At 70.0% G+C, this 17,522-nt stretch carries 15 protein-coding genes and 2 tRNA genes; 7 read left to right on the top strand and 10 right to left on the bottom strand.

The features are described 5' to 3' along the window. Positions 1-339: 339 nt before the first annotated feature. A complete protein-coding gene (locus tag NDW01_RS30870) occupies positions 340-1,983 on the top strand; it encodes an APC family permease (RefSeq protein ID WP_252827868.1) in 1,644 nt (547 codons plus the stop codon). 10 nt (positions 1,984-1,993) lie between these two features. Here the strand turns inward: NDW01_RS30870 and serA are convergent, their stop codons facing one another. Further along, positions 1,994-3,211, bottom strand: a complete 1,218-nt coding sequence (gene serA / locus NDW01_RS30865) for a phosphoglycerate dehydrogenase (protein ID WP_252779051.1) — start codon at positions 3,209-3,211, stop codon at positions 1,994-1,996. 46 nt (positions 3,212-3,257) lie between these two features. On the opposite strand from serA, the gene NDW01_RS30860 reads away from it, so the two are divergent. Next, positions 3,258-3,812, top strand: coding sequence for a TIGR03086 family metal-binding protein (locus tag NDW01_RS30860; protein WP_252827867.1), 555 nt, complete (start codon positions 3,258-3,260; stop codon positions 3,810-3,812). 123 nt (positions 3,813-3,935) lie between these two features. Beyond that, positions 3,936-5,108, top strand: a complete 1,173-nt coding sequence (locus NDW01_RS30855) for a cytochrome P450 (protein WP_252827866.1) — start codon at positions 3,936-3,938, stop codon at positions 5,106-5,108. A gap of 34 nt (positions 5,109-5,142) precedes the next feature. Here NDW01_RS30855 and NDW01_RS30850 read toward each other — a convergent pair whose 3' ends face one another. From NDW01_RS30850 to NDW01_RS30830, 5 genes are all read right to left on the bottom strand, one after another. Further along, positions 5,143-5,910 carry a DUF72 domain-containing protein gene (locus NDW01_RS30850; RefSeq protein WP_252827865.1) on the bottom strand — a complete coding sequence of 256 codons (768 nt, stop codon included), beginning with the start codon at positions 5,908-5,910 and terminating at the stop codon, positions 5,143-5,145. Between the two features lie 305 nt (positions 5,911-6,215). Continuing rightward, the gene (locus tag NDW01_RS30845; RefSeq protein ID WP_252827863.1) at positions 6,216-7,613 is read right to left on the bottom strand and encodes an MFS transporter; all 1,398 of its coding nucleotides are present in this window, start codon (positions 7,611-7,613) and stop codon (positions 6,216-6,218) included. After that, positions 7,610-8,173: an isochorismatase family cysteine hydrolase gene (locus tag NDW01_RS30840; protein WP_252827862.1), complete on the bottom strand. Its 564-nt coding sequence runs from the start codon at positions 8,171-8,173 to the stop codon at positions 7,610-7,612. Before NDW01_RS30840 ends, NDW01_RS30845 begins: the two co-directional genes overlap by 4 nt. A 106-nt stretch (positions 8,174-8,279) precedes the next feature. Next, positions 8,280-8,729 (bottom strand): MarR family winged helix-turn-helix transcriptional regulator, encoded by a 450-nt coding sequence (locus NDW01_RS30835; protein ID WP_252827860.1) that lies wholly within the window; start codon positions 8,727-8,729, stop codon positions 8,280-8,282. 293 nt (positions 8,730-9,022) lie between these two features. Beyond that, a complete protein-coding gene (locus NDW01_RS30830) occupies positions 9,023-9,403 on the bottom strand; it encodes a hypothetical protein (RefSeq protein WP_252827858.1) in 381 nt (126 codons plus the stop codon). A gap of 224 nt (positions 9,404-9,627) precedes the next feature. On the opposite strand from NDW01_RS30830, the gene NDW01_RS30825 reads away from it, so the two are divergent. Together NDW01_RS30825 and NDW01_RS30820 are read left to right on the top strand one after the other, a co-directional pair. Continuing rightward, a tRNA-Leu gene (locus NDW01_RS30825) sits at positions 9,628-9,700 on the top strand. 12 nt (positions 9,701-9,712) lie between these two features. Beyond that, positions 9,713-9,791 (top strand) — tRNA-Met (locus NDW01_RS30820). A gap of 62 nt (positions 9,792-9,853) precedes the next feature. Here NDW01_RS30820 and NDW01_RS30815 read toward each other — a convergent pair. The 3 genes from NDW01_RS30815 to NDW01_RS30805 all read right to left on the bottom strand — a co-directional run bounded on the left by NDW01_RS30815 (position 9,854) and on the right by NDW01_RS30805 (position 12,644). Next, positions 9,854-10,876, bottom strand: coding sequence for a DUF4331 family protein (locus tag NDW01_RS30815; RefSeq protein WP_252827857.1), 1,023 nt, complete (start codon positions 10,874-10,876; stop codon positions 9,854-9,856). A 32-nt stretch (positions 10,877-10,908) separates the two neighbouring features. Beyond that, positions 10,909-11,814 carry an SDR family oxidoreductase gene (locus NDW01_RS30810; protein ID WP_252827855.1) on the bottom strand — a complete coding sequence of 302 codons (906 nt, stop codon included), beginning with the start codon at positions 11,812-11,814 and terminating at the stop codon, positions 10,909-10,911. A gap of 74 nt (positions 11,815-11,888) precedes the next feature. Then, complete coding sequence (locus tag NDW01_RS30805; protein WP_252827854.1) at positions 11,889-12,644, bottom strand: SDR family oxidoreductase; 756 nt, start codon at positions 12,642-12,644, stop codon at positions 11,889-11,891. A gap of 200 nt (positions 12,645-12,844) precedes the next feature. Between NDW01_RS30805 and NDW01_RS30800 the strand changes: the two genes are divergently transcribed. Further along, positions 12,845-13,600, top strand: coding sequence for an SDR family oxidoreductase (locus NDW01_RS30800; RefSeq protein ID WP_252827852.1), 756 nt, complete (start codon positions 12,845-12,847; stop codon positions 13,598-13,600). 84 nt (positions 13,601-13,684) lie between these two features. Next, entirely contained in the window at positions 13,685-14,680 is a 996-nt protein-coding gene (locus tag NDW01_RS30795) for an amidohydrolase family protein (protein WP_252827851.1), read from the top strand. A 41-nt stretch (positions 14,681-14,721) separates the two neighbouring features. Here the strand turns inward: NDW01_RS30795 and NDW01_RS30790 are convergent, their stop codons facing one another. After that, entirely contained in the window at positions 14,722-17,520 is a 2,799-nt protein-coding gene (locus NDW01_RS30790; protein ID WP_252827850.1) for a helix-turn-helix transcriptional regulator, read from the bottom strand. Positions 17,521-17,522 lie beyond the last annotated feature (2 nt).

Raw genomic sequence — 17,522 nt, 5'->3', positions numbered from 1 at the left:
GTCACGGATCCCCCGCTGCCCGCGCTTCGGTTCTCGGTCGCCATGTGCTCCCCCGGCTTCGCTTTCCGGACGAAAGCCTTATTTCCCCAATAGTGCGAAACGCTGCTGTTCCTCTGATTATCAAACGAAACAGCAGTCACTCGGAAACCGTCGATCACCTGGGATTACGGAGGTCTCAAAAGACTCTTCGGGTATACGCGTGTGCTGGTCTCTCATTGCGTTCAAGGGCGCATCGAATTAGCCTGCCTCCGGCGTTGACGTGCATTACGGCCTGTCCATAACGTCGATTAGCGCCAGATAGCCACTGGTTCGTCCGCTAGCACCCTCGAAGGGGGTTTCATGGCGCCCAGCACCACCGGATCCGTCGATTCGGGACGACGCCTACGGCGTGACGTCGGTTTCTGGGGACTGATGTTCGTCTCGCTCGGATCGATCATCGGCTCCGGCTGGCTGCTCGGCGCGCTCACGGCCGCGACGATCGCCGGCCCCGCATCACTGGTGTCCTGGATCCTCGCCGCCGTGATGCTGGTCATCCTGGCCCTGGTGCACGCCGAACTCGGCGCGGCCTATCCCATCGCCGGGGGCACCGCGCGGTTCCCGAGTTTCGCGTTCGGCCCGCTGGTCGGCTTCACCGCCGGCTGGATGGCCTGGGTGCAGGCGGTCACGATCGCCCCGATCGAGGTCGAGGCGATGCTGTCCTACTGCGACCACATCGGGTGGGTGAGGCACCACATCACGATGCTCCACGCCGATGGGACGCTGACCGGCGTCGGCCTGCTGGTGGCGACGGTCTTCATGCTGCTCTTCACGCTCATCAACATCGTCGGCGTCAAACTCCTCGCCCACTCCAACGGGATCGCCGTGATCTGGAAGACGGCGATCCCGCTGCTCACCGTGGTGGTCCTCCTGCTGCTGACCTTCCACGCGTCCAACTTCAGGGCCGGCGGCGGATTCATGCCCTTCGGGGCGCACGGCGTGTTCGCCGCGCTGCCGGCCGGCGTCGTGTTCGCCCTGCAGGGGTTCGAGCAGGCGATCCAGCTGGCCGGAGAGGCCAGGAAGCCGCAGCAGGACGTCTCACGCGCGGTGATCACGGCCACCGCGATCGGCACTCTCGTCTACATCCTGCTCGAGATCGCGTTCATCGGCGCGCTCAACCCCGCCCACATCGCGCACGGCTGGGCGAACCCGGTGGGCAAGGGCGACTTCGGCCCGTACGCCACGCTCGCCGTCGGGGCCGGCGCCGCCTGGCTGGCCGGGCTGCTCTACGCCGACGCCGTGATCTCACCGGCCGGGACCGGCCTCGTGTACGTCGCCGCGTCGTCCCGCCTCTCGTACGCGCTGGGCCGGGAGAAGTCGGTGCCGGCCGCGGTGGCGAAGGTGAGCCCGAAGGGCGTGCCGATCGTCTCGGTCATCATCGCCTTCGTCGTCGGGGAGATCGCGTTCCTGCCGTTCCCCAGCTGGCACTCCCTGGTCGGTCTCGTCACCTCGGCGACCGCGATCATGTACGCGTACGGGCCGATCGCGCTGCGGGCCCTGCGGATGCGCGATCCGGAACGGAACCGTCCGTACCGTCTTCCGGCACACCGCGTGCTGGCGCCCGTCGCCTTCATCTGCGCGAACCTGATCATCTACTGGTCGAGCTTCCAGGCGGAGTGGAAGCTCGGGCTCGCCATCCTGCTCGGCCTGATGATCTTCGCGGTGACCCGGGCGAGGACTCCTCGGGCCGAACGATCGCCGCTCAACTGGACCGCGGCCATGTGGGTCTGGCCGTGGCTCGGCGGCATGATCCTCATCGGGTTCCTGGGCCGCTACGGCGGAAGCAAGGTGCTGCCCGACTGGATCGACGTCCTGACGGTCGCGGTGTTCGCCCTCGCCGTCTACTTCTTCGCCGTGCGGATCGCCGTGTCCAGCCGCGAGGTCGAGGCCGCCGTCGCGGCCGAGCAGGCGGAGATCGCGGCCGAGCCGGAGCTCAACATCGCGTGAACGCGCGCGGTCAGGACAGCAGGCGCAGCCGGACGGTGTTCGGCAGCGCGCGAAGCTTCTCCAGCACGTCGGTGGTGTACTGGGTGCCGATGTCGGTGATCACGTAGCCGATCTCACCGCGCGTGCCGAGGAGCTGGCCCTCGATGTTCACCTCATGGTCGGCGAGGATGCCGTTGATCGTGGCCAGCACGCCCGGGGTGTTGCGGTGCAGGTGCGTCAGGCGGTGCCCGGTGACCGGGGCGGGCAGTGACACGGCCGGGAGGTTCACGCTGAGCGCGGTGTTGCCCGTGGCCACGAAGTCCTGCAGCTTGCCCGAGACGAACTGGCCGATGTCCTGCTGCGCCTCCTCCGTCGAGCCGCCGATGTGCGGCGTGATGATGACGTTGGGCAGTCCGCGCAGCTCCGAGACGAACTCGTCGCCGCGGCCCTTGGGCTCGTGCGGGAAGACGTCGATCGCCGCGCCGGCCAGGTGACCCGACTCGATGTGGCGCCGCAGTGCGCCGTGGTCGACGACGAACCCGCGGGAGAGGTTCAGGAACAGGCTGCCGGGGCGCATCCGGGCGAACTCCGCCTCACCGAACAGGCCGCTGTTGCCGGGCCGGCCGTCGACGTGCAGGGTCACGACGTCGGAGACCGACAGCAGCTCCTCCATGCTGGCGCACCGGCGGGCGTTGCCCAGCGCGAGCTTGTCGGCCGTGTCGTAGAAGAACACGCTCATGCCGAGGTTCTCGGCCAGCACCGACAGCTGGCTGCCGATGTTGCCGTAGCCCACGATGCCGAGCCGACGGCCCCGGACCTCGTGGGCGCCCTCGGCCGACTTGTCCCAGACGCCGGCGTGCAGCGCGGAGTTCTTCTCCGTGAGCCGTCGGGTCAGCGCGATGATCTCGGCGATCACCAGCTCGACGACGCTGCGCGTGTTGGAGAACGGCGCGTTGAAGACCGCCACGCCGCGCTGAGCGGCGGCGGACAGGTCGATCTGGTTGGTCCCGATGCAGAACGCGCCGACCGCCAGCAGATCGGACGCGGCGGCGAGCACCGCGTCGGTGATCGTCGTCTTCGACCGGATACCGAGCAGATGTACACCGGGGATGCGGGCGACCAGCTCGTCCTCGTCGAGGGCGCGATCGAGCAGCTCGACGGCGTAGCCGTTCTTCTCCAGCGAGGCGACAGCGTCGGAGTGAATGCTCTCCAGCAGCAGCGCGCGCAGGGGTTCAGTAGCGGAGCTCACTTGGGAAAAGTCCTTCTGCCGGGCGTCGTCGTCCTTTGAATGCTATGTGAAAGAGTCACGAGCCGGTCACGGCGTCCACGCGCTGAGACGGTCGCCCGCCGTCCAGCCGCTCGCGCCGGTCGGGCCGCTCCGCGCCCTGCTGAACCATCTGATCTACTGGACGGGGTTCCGCTTCGAGGCGGCCGCACGCAAGGCGCCGCCGCCCGAGTCCCCGGCGGAGGAGCACGACTTCACCGCCGAACCCGACTGGGCCGGCCGGTACGCCGTGAGCGTGCGGGCCGCCGCCGCGGCCTGGTCCGAGCCGGACGCCTGGGAGGGCGAGACCGGCCTCTTCGCCACGATGAGGATGCCGGCTCGGGTGGTCGGCGGGATGCTGTTCGCGGAGCTCCTGCCGCACGCCTGGGACCTCGCCGTGGCGACCGGCCGGCAGGTCCCGCTCGATGACGAACTGGCGCGGACGCTGTTCGACCAGGTGTCCGGGATGGCCGGGATGGCCCGGCAGTACGGGGCGTTCGGCTCGGAGGTGCCGGTTCCGGAGGCGGCTCCGTTGCTCGACCGGGCACTCGGTCTCGCCGGCCGCGATCCGGCCTGGACGCCTTGACCGGCAGGGGCGGTGGCCGCAACCGACAATCCCGACTTTCGCCACTTAGGGTGCATTGACGATCGACATTACGGGTGAAAGCGTGGAGGTTGACTGGGACCTCGGGGAAGGGGACGTCGCCTCATGGCCGACCTGCCACGACTGCCGTTCGAGCGCACCGACATGCTGGGGATCTCCGGGACGTACGCCGCGTTGCGCGCCGAGGAGCCGATCGCGCGGATCCGCACGCGGACCGGTGACGAGGCGTGGCTCGTGACCGGGTACGAACCGGCCAGGGCGATCCTCGCCGATCAGCGCTTCGGCCGTTCCCACCCCGACCCCGACCACGCCCCCCGGCTCTCCAACTCCGCCCTCACCGGCGGGCCGACCGGGGAGTTCGCCACCGAGAAGGACGTGCACGACCGCATGCGCCGGCTCCTCGCCCCGGCGTTCTCCGCGCGCCGGATGCGGGCGCTGTCCGGACACGTCCAGGAGCTGGTCGACGGCCTGCTCGACCGGATGGAGGAGCACGGCCCGCCGGCCGATCTGCACGCGGCGCTGTCGGTCCCGCTGCCCATCCAGGTGATCTGCGAGCTCCTCGGCGTCCCCCTCGCCGACCGCGACCACTTCCGGGCGCTCGCGGATGACATGACCGACCTCACCGACGCGGACCGGTCCGCCGCCGCCCGTACGGCCATGGAGGAGTACTCCCACGGCATCGTCAAGGCCAAGCGGGACGACCCGGGCGAGGACGTCTACTCCGACCTGGCCCAGGCCGACCTGCCTCCCGAGGAGGTCGCGACCATCGCGGGCGGGCTGCTGTTCGCCGGGCACGAGACCACGGTCAACCGCATCGACCACGGCGTTCTGCTCCTGCTCGCCAACCCGGGCCAGCTCGCGGAGCTGCGGCGTGATCCGGCGGTGGTCCCCGCGACCGTCGAGGAGATCATGCGCGTCGCCGTGCCGAACGACCACGGCCTCGCCCGGTACGCCCGCGAGGACGTGGAGGTCGACGGCGTACGGATCAGGGCGGGCGAGCTCTGCGTGGTCATGACCGCGGCCGCCAACCGCGACGAGACCGTCTTCACCGATCCGGAACGCTTCGACATCGGCCGCGACCCGCAGCCGCACCTCGGCTTCGGCTACGCCATCCGGTACTGCCTGGGCGCGAACCTCGCCCGCGTCGAGCTGCGGGCGGTCTTCGGCTCGCTGTTCCAGCGGTTCCCCGGCCTGCGCCTGGCCGTGCCGATCGACCGGCTGCCGCGCCGCGTCGACCGCCTCACCGGCGGCGTGTCCGCGCTGCCCGTCACCTGGTGAGGCGCGCCCGCGCAGAGAGTGGGGCGGCGGAGCGTCAGCGCGTGGACAGGACGGGCGTTCGGGTCACGCCGCGACCGGCCGCGCGGGCGAACTCGGCGAACCGCCCGGCGTCCCGTACGGCCGCGCCGCCCGGATCGTTGTTGAAGTAGACGTAGACGTCCTGAGCGTCGTCCCAGGTCTCGGCCAGCCGCCGCACCCAGGAGCGCAGTGCCTGGTCGCCGTACTCCGGCCAGGGCGTCGCCGCGCCCTCGTGCAGCCGCAGGTAACCCCAGTCGGCGGTCCGCCACAGGGGCGTCAGCGGCCGGCCGAGCCGGTCGGCCCAGCACAGCGCGGCCCCGTGCCGGATCAGCAGGTCGCGCACCTCGTCGGTCCACCAGGACGGATGCCGGGGCTCGACCGCGACCCGGACGCCGGCCGGGAAGCGGCGCAGGCATCGTTCCAGGCGTTCGACCTCGATCTGCAGGGTCGGGGGAAGCTGAACCAGGACCGGGCCGAGCTTGTCGCCCAGGCCGCCGGCGGCGTTCATCAGCCGGTCCACCGGCTCTTCCGGGTCCTTGAGGCGCTTGATGTGGGTCAGGTAGCGGCTGGCCTTGACCGCCATCACGAAGTCCGGTGGCGTGCGCTCCCGCCACCCGGCGAAGACCTCACGGCTGGGCAACCGGTAGAAGGCGTTGTTGTTCTCCACCGTGTCGAAGCATTCGGTGTACCGCTCCAGCCAGACGCGCTGCGGCAGCCCGGTCGGGTACAGGACGTCGCGCCAGTGCTTGTACTGCCACCCGGACGTACCTATCAGCAGCGGCATCCCGGCCTCCACCACGCCCGTACGCCGCCCCGCGCCCTCCTGACCGGATCGTTCGGCATGACCCGCGTTGTACCCCTGTCTCGCCTACCAAACGGGACAGTTGCACGACTGACTTAGTACGGCTGGTGCCGCGCACGAGGGTTTGCCGTCATCGGTCACCTGGAAATGGTCCCGATGAATCTGCAGTACAAGGGAGTCGGATTACGGCAGACGAAGGGCGTATCTGCAGCACGTGTCGTAGCCATCGCTGTGAACATCGAGTGCCTCAGCGGTGTGCCGTCGTCGGGAGAACCATCCCCGTCGAGTTAGTTCACTTTCGCGGGGATCTTCTTGTCGAGGGCGGTCAGTAGCAGGCTGACCATGCCGATGCCGAGGGTGACCCAGGCGATGGTGTGCAGGCCGCCGTCGCCGGCCTGGGTCCCGAAGGCAATGCCGATGAGGCTGGAGGAGAAGATCGCCCCGAAGTAGGCGAAGGTGCGATAGAGCCCCGAGGCGATGGCAACTTCCTCTGCTGGAGCCTGTACGTAGAGGGTGGCCTGGTTGGCGAAGCCGCTGAAGCCGTTGGCAAGTCCGAACAGCAACGACATGCCGATCAGCAGTAGCACCGGCGAACTGTGGGTGATCTGGAGCATGGTCGCACCGGTGAGCAGCATGCAGATTCCGGTCATGACGAGCGGGCGGCGCACCCAACCGCGTGTCGAGACGACGCGTGCGATGACGATACTGGCGGCCGACAGTGGCAGCATGATCAGACCCACCTGGGACGAGCTGTAGTGGGCGGCCTGCTCCATCCACTGACTCGTGCCGTACATAGCGGTATAAATGCCGAGCGAGACCACGGCCTGGCGCAGGTAGGTGCGCAGCAGCGGCCGGTTGCGCCCGAGCATTCGCACGTCGACCAGGGGACGGCCGGCGCGTCGTTCCCAGATGACCAGGACGGTGCCGAGGACAAGCGCTGCGGCCAGTTCCCACCAGTCAGGAGTCTTCACGTGGGAGAGGAAGAGCAGCGTACTGATGATGGTCCCTGCGAACAGCGCGATGCCCGGTAGGTCGATCATCGTCACCAAAGGCTCGCGGCCCTCGCGGGCCGATGGCTTGTCGCTGGCGACGCCTGTGAGGGTCAGAGCAAGGGTGAGCAGGGCGAGGGGGACGTTGACGAAGAAGATCGCGCGCCAGCCGTAGATCCCAGCCAGCAGGCCGCCGAGCGGCAGGCCGATCACAGTGGTGACCTGGGAGGCAATGGAGAAGTTGCCCAGAACTCGGCTGGGCACCCCTGCCTTCGTCTCGTCCGCCCGCTTTCGGACCAGGGCCATGGCTGTCGGGTAGGCCGCGGAGGTGCCGATGCCGATCAGGGCCCGGGACAGCAGCAGGAAGCCGAAGGCCGGGGCGGCCGCTCCGGTGATGCCGGCGAGTACGAGGATGAGCAGTCCGGTGATGAAAACACGTCGTGCGCCGAAGACGGTGGCCAGCTTGCCCATGGTGGGTTGCATCACCGCGCTGCAGAGGTAGAGCACGGAGATCAGGGACGCCGTGGTGCCTGGGCCTTTATGGAAGTCCAGGCCGATCCCGACCAGGCCAGTCGCGATCATCGAGCTGTTGATCGGGTTGAGCGTCGAGCCCAGCAGTAGCGGACCGACGAAGCGCCATCCGAAAGCCGTGGAGGTAGCGGCGGCGGCAGGTGTTTCAGTCGTGGGGGTGGTCATGAACGTAGTGCCAGGACGCTCAGGACGTCCGCGGTAGTGCCGGTCTCGGCGATGCGCGGGAAGATCTGCGCCACACTGTGCTCGTGCCGGTCCAGGACGGAGTCGGTCATGGCGTCCAGGGGAAGGGTGACGTGGAAGCCCTGCTCGTGCGCGTCCCGGGCTGTGGACTCGACGCCGCTGCTGGTGGCGATCCCGGTGATCACCACTTGGGTCACGTTGAGTTCGCGCAGCCGTTCGGCCAGGCCGGTGCCGGTGAATGCGCTGCGCGCATACTTGGTGACGACGAGGTCGTCGTCTTGCCGCTCCAACTCGGGGATCAGGTCCGTCCAGCCCGCCGGGAACGTGTGAGTGTGCGGGCCGCCGGCGTCGGTGCGGCCGGCCGGGGATCCTGCGACGTTGACCAGCACGACGGGCAAGCCCCGGCTGCGGAACTCCTTCAGCAAGGCTGTCGAGCGCTGGATGACATCGTCGACCGGATGAGCCAGCGGGGTCGTCACGATGCCCTGCTGGAGGTCGACGACGATGAGAGCGGTCCGCGGGTCGATCGTGGTAATGGGCATGCTAAATCCTTCGTTTCGTTCGATGAATGACCGGGGGGCGGGAACCGCATCCGCTGCATGCGTGTATCTGCGGTGCTATCCGTGCCGCTGCACAGCGGCAGGCAGGTCAGGGCGACTGAGCCAGGCGCCTCAGCAGCTTCACGGCAGAGGCGAGTTGCGCGATCTCGTCATCGGAGAGGCTGGCGTCGATCGCACTCGTCAGCCAGTCCTCTCTGGCGCTCCGTCCAATGCGGAATTGCTCCTGCGCGGCCGGAGTGAGGCTGAGTAGAGTCTTACGCCCGTCCTTCGGATCGGGCGAGCCGCTGATCAAGCCGGCTCCCTCCAAAACGCGGACGATCTTGGCCATCGACTGGGGGCGCATGCCTTCAGCCTCGGCAAGGGACGACGACGTCGCGGTCCCCTCGCGCTCGATGCGCAACAGTGCCGACATCTGCGACTTGGTCAGGTCGCTTCCCGCCGCCTGTTCACGAAGTCGGCGGACCAACTGCCCGAGGGTGACGCGGAGCTCTCCGGCGACCCGTGAGGCATCTTGGTGCGGCTTCGGCTGCTCGCTCATGCGTCCAGCGTAGCAAGACAACAGCCAGCTGCACAGCCAGCTGTACAGTTGGCTGCTTATTTTCCCTGGTGCGATCCGCGGTGGTCCGTTGATTCCGGGCTTTCGGAGTCCGAGTGGGCGGACGAGCCGCCCGGGCCGATCCAGGGGGCGGCAGCTTGTCGGTGGCGCTCCTGGGTGCCCACGTGGACTCCGCGGGCCGGCACCAGCCCTGCAGCGTGAAGCGGCAGTCCTCGCAGGCCGCGGATGCGTACGCCCGTGGCGCACTCCGCCTGGAGGGCGTAAAGATGGATGCCTCATCCGATGAGCAGAGTCCTGTCGCCGCCCGCGAGATGGTGCCGGGGCTCGACGGTGTAGCCGGTGTCGCGGAGGCGGGCGGTGATGCGGTCGGGTCCGTCGGGGCCCGCCGGGACCTCGACGCGGGCGATCGCCGCCGGCGTGTGGCGCCGGCGGATCGTCACCCCGTCGTACAGGTAGAGCCCCCACGCCGACCACGGGACGTCGGGGGTGGGATCCTCGTGCTGCATCCACGCCATCCAGGTGTCGCCGTGGACGTACCAGCAGTGGATCGCCCCCTTGCGCCAGGCGCCCTTGTGGCGGATCCAGACCCAGGCGTCGCGGGCCTCGATCCGATGGGATCCGGACGGGTAGTGGTCGAGCGGGCGGGCGTCGTACATGAGACCATCTTCGAACTGATGTTCGAAAGATCGCAAGTCGACGCAGGTCAAGCCTGCTTTAGGTTGCCCTGACGCTCCCCTGGGTGGGTGAGCGGCCGCCGTGCGCCACGTCATAGGGGCGGCTGGAAAATGCGTTGCCGTGATGGTCGGGCTTCTTCACACTGAAGGGGAACGGAAAGAGGTCGCCTTTTCCGGTAGGGCGCTTCTTCACGTTCGTCATTCACGCCGCTCTGGCCCAACGGCAGAGGCGTCCGGTTCAGGACCGGAAGGTTCAGGGTTCGAATCCCTGGGGCGGCACGTCAGATACGGAGCGCAGTGGGGGAGTTCGGCCGTCCCCGCTGGTCTCATAAGCCAGAGAGCGTGGGTTCGAATCCCACCTGCGCCACCATTGTGATGGCAGGATGACGCGGTCACCGGCCGCGTCATCCTGCCATTCTTTCCGGGAGATGGTCAGGCCGGAATGACGTAGGGGAATGTGCCGCTGCGCCGTTCGCCCGCGACGGCCGGTGTGAGGCCCGAGAGCACGGCGGTGCCGGTGACGAGGGACAGCATGACCTCGGGCGCGTTGTCGGCCAGTGCCCGTCCGTTGCGGGTGGCGAAGCCGAACGTCGCGGGTGTGCCGACCACGTAGGGCAGGACGTCGGGGAACAGCGCGCGGGCCACGGTCTCGCCGTAGCCGCCGGGGTCGTCGGAGATGCCGGTGGCCCCGGCGACGGCGGCGACCAGGCCGGCGATGTGCCCGCCGGCGGCGTCGAGGTCCTGCGACGGGTGTCTCGTGTTGGCGGGGTTGGAGAAGTCGGTGTCGTCGGGCCAGAAGATCGGCCACATCATCGGGTGACCGGCGCGGTTGACCTGCCGCCAGCCGCCCGCGTCGGTGGCGAGTTTGGTGGCGCACCACACGCCGGTCCTCGCGCCGGGACGCAGGAGCGGGTGGGAGTGCGGCACCTCCAGCACGATCGACTCCACCGTGGTGCCGGCGAAGCTGTTCTGCGCGGCGTCGGGCCGCCACGCCGAGAGGTCGGCCGCGGTCCCCTTCGCCACCGCGCCGTTCACGATGGCCAGCAGTGACAGGTCGATGTAGAACGGGTCGGTGGCGCGTCCGGCCCAGACCCGTACGCCGCCTCCGGCGACCGGTTCTCCGGTGCGGCCCTCCAGCAGCAGGTCCCCGGCCGCCTCGTCCTCCCGCGCGTCGGCGCCGGTCAGCACGTGCGCCTGCAGCGTCTGCCGTCCGTCCGGGCCGGGCTCGCCGAACGAGATCCGGTAGGTCAGGTCCTCGAAGGCGGCACCGTCGAAGTGCACCTTGAACTCGTACCGCGCCTCCGGGTGGAAGCCCGGCTGCGCGTAGACGCCGGTGACGTCGGAGTTGACGTCCATGACGAACACCGTGCTGCCCTGCCCGGGGAACACGTACAGGTCGTCGATGAACAACTGGCCGTTCTGCGCCGCCAGCGGCGTGTCGAGGTGATGGGACATGAGATGGTCCTTCGCCGGTCGTGGCTTCTCGGTCAGTCCGTGGGCAGCGCCGGGCCGAGCAGGTCTTCCAGCTCGACCCGCCGGTAGAACTCGCGCCGGACCAGGTCGCCGACGCGGTTGACGGTTTCGGCGCCGTCGTCGGCCGGGTCGATGTGCACCCGGAACGGCCGCCGGCCCTTGGGGGTGTCGACCACCCGGACGATGGCTCGGGCCACCTCCGCCGGGTCGGCGTCGGCGGGCGCCAGGTCGGCGAGCTTCTCGGCGACCTGGCCCATCAGGTCGCCGTAGACGTCCTCGTAGGCTTTCGCCACCTCCGTACCGGCCGGGTGACCCGCGTTGGCGAAGTGGTTCGTGCCGGTGGTGAACGAGCCGGGGACGATGATGACGGTGTCGATGCCGAACCGGGCGAGCTCGGCCGCGTACGAGACGGCGAGGGAGTCTTCGGCCGCCTTGGCCGCGAAGTACGGGCCGAGGTACGGCGGAGTGCCGCCCCTGGTGCTGCTGGAACCGACCCAGACCACCAGCCCGTCCCGCCGGTCGCGCAGGTGGGGCAGCGCCGCCCGGTTGAGCCGCTGTGTGGAGACGGCGTTCGTGTCGTAGACGCTCGCCAGTTGCTCGGGCGTGAACGCCTCGAGCGGGCCGAGGACCATGTGCCCGGCGTTGTGCACGACCACGTCGATCCGGCCGTGCTCGGCGATGACGGCGTCGACCGCGGCGTCGACGGAGTCCTGGCGGGACACGTCCATCTCGATGGGGCGCAGCTCCACCGAGTGGGCCTGGGCGTATTCGGAGGCGTCGCGGGCCGCGGCGGTGTTGCGGCCGGTGATGTCGCGCATGCCGGCGTAGACGACGTGCCCGGCGTCGGCGAGACCCCGTACGGTCATGGCGCCGAAGCCGCTGGACGCCCCGCTGACGATGATGATCTTCTTGGACGGCATTGTGCCTGCTCCTCGGGTGGAGTACGGGTGTTGCTGGGTTCGATGGGGGTCGCGACCGCGGTGCGGCGGCCGGGTCAGATGACGCCGCCGTTGGCGTAGAGGATCTGGCCGTTGACCCAGCGGGCCGGTCCGGCCAGGAACGCGACGACCTCGGCGATGTCGGCGGGGACGCCGAGACGTTCCAGCGGCGCCATCCGGGCCAGGCGATCGATCGACTCCTGGTCCTTCCCGTCGAGGAACAGCGGAGTGGCGGTCGGCCCGGGGGCCACCGCGTTGACGGTGATGTCCCGGCCGCGCAGTTCCTTGGCGAGGATCAGCGTCAGCGCGTCCACCGCGCCCTTGCTGGCGGCGTAGGCCCCGTAGGTGGGCAGGGCGATCTTGACGATCGACGTGGAGAGATTGATGATCGCGCCGCCGGACCGGACCCTGCGGGCCGCCTCCCGGCCGACGACGAAGGTGCCCCGGATGTTGATGCGGTGCATGCGGTCCAGCACCGCCAGGTCGAGCTCGGCCAGCGGCGAGAGCAGCATGATGCCGGCCGTGTTGATCACGACGTCGACACCGCCGAAGGCGGACTCGGCCGCCTCGAACAGCGCCGCGACGTCGTTCTCGTCCGCGACGTCGGCGCGTACGGCGATGGCCCGGCCGCCACGATCGGTGATCGTCTTCGCCAGTCCCTCCGCCTCGGCCGGCCGCCCCGCGTAGTTGATCACGACGGCGCATCCGTCGTCGGCGAGGCGCCGGCAGATCGCCTGGCCTATGCCACCGGAGCCTCCGGTCACCACCGCCACCCGGTCACCGGCTGGATTCGCATTCTGCTGATCGACCATGGGTCGCCTTCCTCTCGTTGGAACGCGCTCATCGTGTTCGGAGCGGCTCCCGGCCTTCTTCCGTCAGGTGACTGGGCCGGTCACCGGCGCGGGCACCGGGCGGTGACGTGGCGCCGAGCAGGTCAGGTGACAGAAGACGGCACGGCGACGGCCTGGCGACGATGGCCGACGTCTCCAAGCGACAGGGAAGGACACATTCGATGCCCGAGAATGCTTTGAACGGAAAGGCCGTCCTGGTCACGGGTGGAGCGAAGAATCTCGGTGGTGCGATCTCACGTGACCTCGCCGCCGCCGGGGCGAGCGTCGCCGTCCACTACCACAGCCGCTCCGACAAAGGCCTCGCCGAGGACACGGTGGCCGCGTGCGTCGCGGCGGGTGGGAACGCGTTCGCGATCGAGGCCGACCTGACCTCGGTGGCCGAGATCCGCCGCGTCGTCGATTCGGTGGTCGATCGCTACGGCGCGCTGTACGCCACGGTCAACACGGCGGGGATCGCGAAGGGCGCCCCGATGACCGAGGTCACCGAAGAGGAGTACGACGCCCATTTCGCCATCAATTCCAAGGCCGCGTTCTTCGTCATGGCCGAGACCGCCAAGCGGATCGAAGACGGCGGCAGAATCGTGAACCTCGTGTCGTCGTTGCTGGCCGCCTACACCGGCCGGTACTCCGTGTACGCCGGCAGCAAGGCCCCGGTGGAGCACTTCACCCGGGCGCTGTCCAAGGAGCTGACGGGCCGCCGGGTCTCGGTCAACAACCTGGCCCCCGGCCCCATGGACACGTCGTTCTTCTGGGACGCGGCCGCGCCCGGCGAGGATGAGTTCTCCCGTTCTCAGACGCCCTTCGGCCGGCTCACGAAGGTGGAGGACGTCGTTCCGTGGGTGCGCTTCCTGCTCACCGACGGAGCGTGGCTCAACGGCCAGACCGTGTTCCTCAACGGCGGCTTCTCCACCCGTTGACCGCTCGACCGATGATGACGCGGGGCCGCCGGGGGCGGGCCCCGCGTCGCGACCGGCGACCGAGGAAGAAAGGACCGACCGCCCGTGAGCCGACAGCCGTACGCAGAGGGACTCGTCGACGTGCACGCCCACTTCGTGACGGACGAGTATGTGGCCGCCGCGAGGGCGGCGGGGCATCTCCGGCCCGACGGCATGCCCGGATGGCCGCGCTGGGACGCCGCTGCCCACCTGGAGCTGATGGACGAGTGGGGGGTGGCCACGTCGATTCTGTCGATCTCGTCGCCCGGCACCCACTTCGGGAACGACCGGGCCGCTCGTGCGCTCTGCCGGGAGGTCAACGACGTCGGCGCCGGCGTGGCGCGCGAACACCCGGGGCGGTTCGGGCACTTCGCCTCGCTGCCTCTGCCGGACGTCGAGGGCGCCCTGGCCGAAGCCTCGCGTGCCCTCGACGAACTCTCCAGCTGGGGCGTTGCCGTGGTGACCAACGCCGGAGGAAGGTACCTCGGCGCCATCGAGTACGAGCCGCTCTGGGCCGAGCTCGACCGCCGTCGCGCGGTCGTGTTCGTCCATCCCACGTCGCCGTGCTGCGGCGAGGCCCTGTCCCTGGGGCGGCCCCGCCCGATGATGGAGTTCATCTTCGACTCCGCCCGTGCCGCAGCCGACCTGGTCTTCGGCGGAGTCATCACCCGTTACCCCGGGATCCAGTGGATCTTCACTCACGGCGGCGGCAGCCTGCCGCTGCTCGCCGACCGCATGGAACTCTTCCGCACCGTCTTCCTGGGCGGCGCAGGCGATGCCCCGACGGTCCAGGAGCAGCTCGCGGGACTCTGGTGGGACATGGCCGGTACGCCGTTCCCCCGGCAGATCCCCGCTCTGGTCGACGCGTTCGGCAGCCGGCGGATCCTCTACGGCAGTGACTACTGCTGGACCCCGGCCGCCGGCACCGCCGCCCAGGTCGCGTCCATCGACGGAGCCGAACAGCCGCCCGGCACCACATGGCGGGCGCTGACGACCCGCAACTCCTCCCGGCTGTTCCCGGCCCTCTCGGGTCCGAAGGGGACTGGCGATGGCCGGGTCTGAGCCACATCGGCGGCCGGCGGTGACGATGCGGATCGGCACCCCTACAGCTGCTCGCCGCCGAGGTCGGCCAGGCGCAGCTGGGCGCGGGAGGTGATGCCGAGCTTCGGGAAGATCCGGTAGAGGTGGAAGCCGACGGTCCGGTGCGAGAGGAACAGCCGCGCCCCGATCTCACGGTTGGTCAGCCCGCTCGCGGCGAGTCTGGCTATCTGCAGTTCCTGCGGGGTGAGCCTGTCCAGGGTGTCGGGCGTGGACCGGGTGACGGCCTCGCCCGCGGCGCGAAGCTCGGCGCGCGCGTCCTCCCCGAACGCCCTGATGCCGAGTGCGTCGAAGCTCTCCATGGCCGCCCGCAGCGGGGCACGGGACTCGATGAGGCGGCGCCGGCGCCTCAGCCACCGGCCGTACGCCAGCAGGAGCCGTGCCCGGTGGAACGGCCAGCTCTTCAGCCGGGTGTGGAGGGCCCGCTGGTAGAGAGGCTCGGCCGTGTCGTCGTCGGCGACCAGGGGGCGGGCGTAGGCGGCCATGGCCTGCAGGTACGGCGAGGTCGTCCGCTCGGCCAGGGCGTCGAGCCGCGCGAGGTGGTGTTCCGCCTCGTCGTGGCGGCCGGTGAGGGTCGCCGCCTCGATCAGGTCAGCGATCCCCAGGTAGCCCACGAACGGGTGATAGGCAATGTCGGACGGGTCGAGTACCCGGGCCAGCTGCTCGAACGCGTCGCCGTGCTGGTTGCTGACGAGGGCGCACCGTCCTCGGGCGAACTGGGCGAAGCCCAGGATGGACTGGGCGCCGACCGAGAGCAGTTCCGCCTCTGTCCGCCGGATGAGCTCGTTGGCGGTGTCGTGGTCACCGCGCTCACCGGCCAGCGTGGCCGTGGCCAGGTCGGCCACCAGCGCCCAGCGGGATCGGCCGGTGTCGCGGGACAGCCGGCCGGCCTCATCCGCCGCCGTCGCCGCCAGCCGGTGCTTGCCGAGGTGGATCGCCGCCCACGCCTGAGAGGCGAGGGCTTCGCCGAGCAGGCCGAGGCGCCCCTGCCGCCGGAGACCGTCGACGGACGCGCACAGGAACGGCCACGACAGGTCGAAGGCCCAGATGGCGGTCAGCGAGGCTCCCAGCGCATGCTGCTCGGCGGGGTCGCCCGTGAACTCCGGCGCGATCCGGGAGACCTTGCGGATGACCCGTGCCGCTTCCTTGACCGGGTCCGCGCAGGCGGCGATGGACAGGACCATGGGGTCGGCGTCGCTTCGCTGGAGGCGTCGCGCCGTCCTGACGACGAGGTCACGGGTCTCCTGCGTCGGATCGCCGTACCAGCAGCCGACGGACAGCGGCCACAGGGCTCTGAGCGCGAGCGTGGCGCCGTCGCTGTCGGCGCCGGCCAACCGGTCCGCCACGTCGGCGAAGACCCGTACCCGCTGTGGGGTGTACCAGCTCTCCTCGTTGAGGGCCTCCATCCACAGGGTGAGGCGGAGCCGCTCTCCTTCTTCGAGCCTGGAGGACTTCGCCTCGGCCAGTTGCCGGCGTGCGGCGACGGCGTCGCCGAGGTCGAAGTCGATCTCCGCCGCACGCAGCAGGAGACGACCCCGGTTCCCGCCCGGGTCGCTCAGCATCGCTGCCCGGCGCAGGGTTTCGGCCGCGGCGCGCGGAGCCCCCCGGTCGAGTGCCCGGAGGGCGGCCGCCTCGAGATCGAGGGCCACGCCGTCGTCCGGACCGGGACTGGCGGCCGCCCTGTGCCAGGCCCGGCGTTCCTGGGAGTGCGTCAGCGCTCTCGCCAGCGCGGCGTGCGCGGCCAGGCGTCTCGACGGGAGGGCCGCCCGGTAGATGGCCGAGCGGATGACGGGGTGCCGGAAGCGCACCTCACGCCCGTCGAGCTCGATCAACCCGGCCTCGACGGCGGGTTCCAGGACGTCGACCGAGGGCGCCGTGCCGTCCAGGAGCTCCACGGCGCTGAAGATCTCGGTGAGGTCACTCTGGTCGTCGGCGGCGGCGATCAGCAGGATGCTCCGGGTCGGGTCCGGCAGCCCCGAGACGCGGGGGAGGAACGTCCGCTCCAGGCGGCGGGTGGTCGGCAGCCACGGCGTCCGTACCTGCCGGACACCGTCCCCGCTCAGTGCCGCGGGAAGCTCGACCAGCGCCAGCGGGTTGCCGGCCGCCTCGGCCAGGACGCGGTCGCGGGCGGCCTCGCCGAGTTCCGGTGCGCGCGCGGCGAGAAGCGCGGTCGCCGCGTCGTCGTCGAGCTTCGCCAGCGGCAGTTCGGGCAGGCCCGCGTCGTTCAGTACGGTGTCATGTCCCTCACGGAGCGCGAGCACCATGACCACCCGCTCGGCGCCCAGGCGGTTCGCGATGAAGGCCAGGACCTCACCGCTCGGCCGGTCGATCCACTGGACGTCGTCGATCACCAGGATGACGGGCGAGTCATCGGCCAGGCCGCTGATCAGTTCCAATGACGCCAGGCCGACCGAGAACATCTCCGGTGCGACGCCCTCGGCCATCCCGAACGCCGCCGACAGCGCCAGCCGCTGCCGGGGGATCAGGGCCGAGGCGCGGTCGAGGACCGGCCTGAGCAGCTGATGCAGCCCGGCGAAGGGGATCGACGCCTCCGACTGCACGCCGACCGCCGACAGGGCGCGGCAGCCCCGCCCGACGGCGGCCTCCCGGGCCGCGCCGAGCAGGGCGGTCTTGCCGATCCCGGCCTCTCCGCGCACCAGCAGGGCGCCGCCCGCGCCGGCCAGACCGCGAGACGTCACCTCCGCGAGCAGCCGGAGTTCGGCGTCGCGCCCGTAGAGCGTCCCCGCTTCGCGAAAGCGACGGGTTCCTTCCCTCGTGTCCGATGACTGGTAGGTGACGGCCATGG

Origin of the sequence: Actinoallomurus soli, assembly GCF_024055715.1 — a bacterium.
Taxonomy (GTDB): Bacteria; Actinomycetota; Actinomycetes; order Streptosporangiales; family Streptosporangiaceae; genus Actinoallomurus; species Actinoallomurus soli.
This window is presented reverse-complemented; position numbering and strand designations above follow the sequence as displayed.

Excerpts from the sequence above, each read along its gene's own strand:
- NDW01_RS30870 (WP_252827868.1), top strand. The coding sequence starts at position 340 with ATGGCGCCCAGCACCACCGGATCCGTCGATTCGGGACGACGCCTACGG.
- NDW01_RS30855 (WP_252827866.1), top strand. The coding sequence starts at position 3,936 with ATGGCCGACCTGCCACGACTGCCGTTCGAGCGCACCGACATGCTGGGG.
- NDW01_RS30850 (WP_252827865.1), bottom strand. The coding sequence starts at position 5,910 with ATGCCGCTGCTGATAGGTACGTCCGGGTGGCAGTACAAGCACTGGCGC.
- NDW01_RS30845 (WP_252827863.1), bottom strand. The coding sequence starts at position 7,613 with ATGACCACCCCCACGACTGAAACACCTGCCGCCGCCGCTACCTCCACG.
- NDW01_RS30840 (WP_252827862.1), bottom strand. The coding sequence starts at position 8,173 with ATGCCCATTACCACGATCGACCCGCGGACCGCTCTCATCGTCGTCGAC.
- NDW01_RS30835 (WP_252827860.1), bottom strand. The coding sequence starts at position 8,729 with ATGAGCGAGCAGCCGAAGCCGCACCAAGATGCCTCACGGGTCGCCGGA.
- NDW01_RS30830 (WP_252827858.1), bottom strand. The coding sequence starts at position 9,403 with ATGTACGACGCCCGCCCGCTCGACCACTACCCGTCCGGATCCCATCGG.
- NDW01_RS30815 (WP_252827857.1), bottom strand. The coding sequence starts at position 10,876 with ATGTCCCATCACCTCGACACGCCGCTGGCGGCGCAGAACGGCCAGTTG.
- NDW01_RS30810 (WP_252827855.1), bottom strand. The coding sequence starts at position 11,814 with ATGCCGTCCAAGAAGATCATCATCGTCAGCGGGGCGTCCAGCGGCTTC.
- NDW01_RS30805 (WP_252827854.1), bottom strand. The coding sequence starts at position 12,644 with ATGGTCGATCAGCAGAATGCGAATCCAGCCGGTGACCGGGTGGCGGTG.
- NDW01_RS30800 (WP_252827852.1), top strand. The coding sequence starts at position 12,845 with ATGCCCGAGAATGCTTTGAACGGAAAGGCCGTCCTGGTCACGGGTGGA.
- NDW01_RS30790 (WP_252827850.1), bottom strand. The coding sequence starts at position 17,520 with ATGGCCGTCACCTACCAGTCATCGGACACGAGGGAAGGAACCCGTCGC.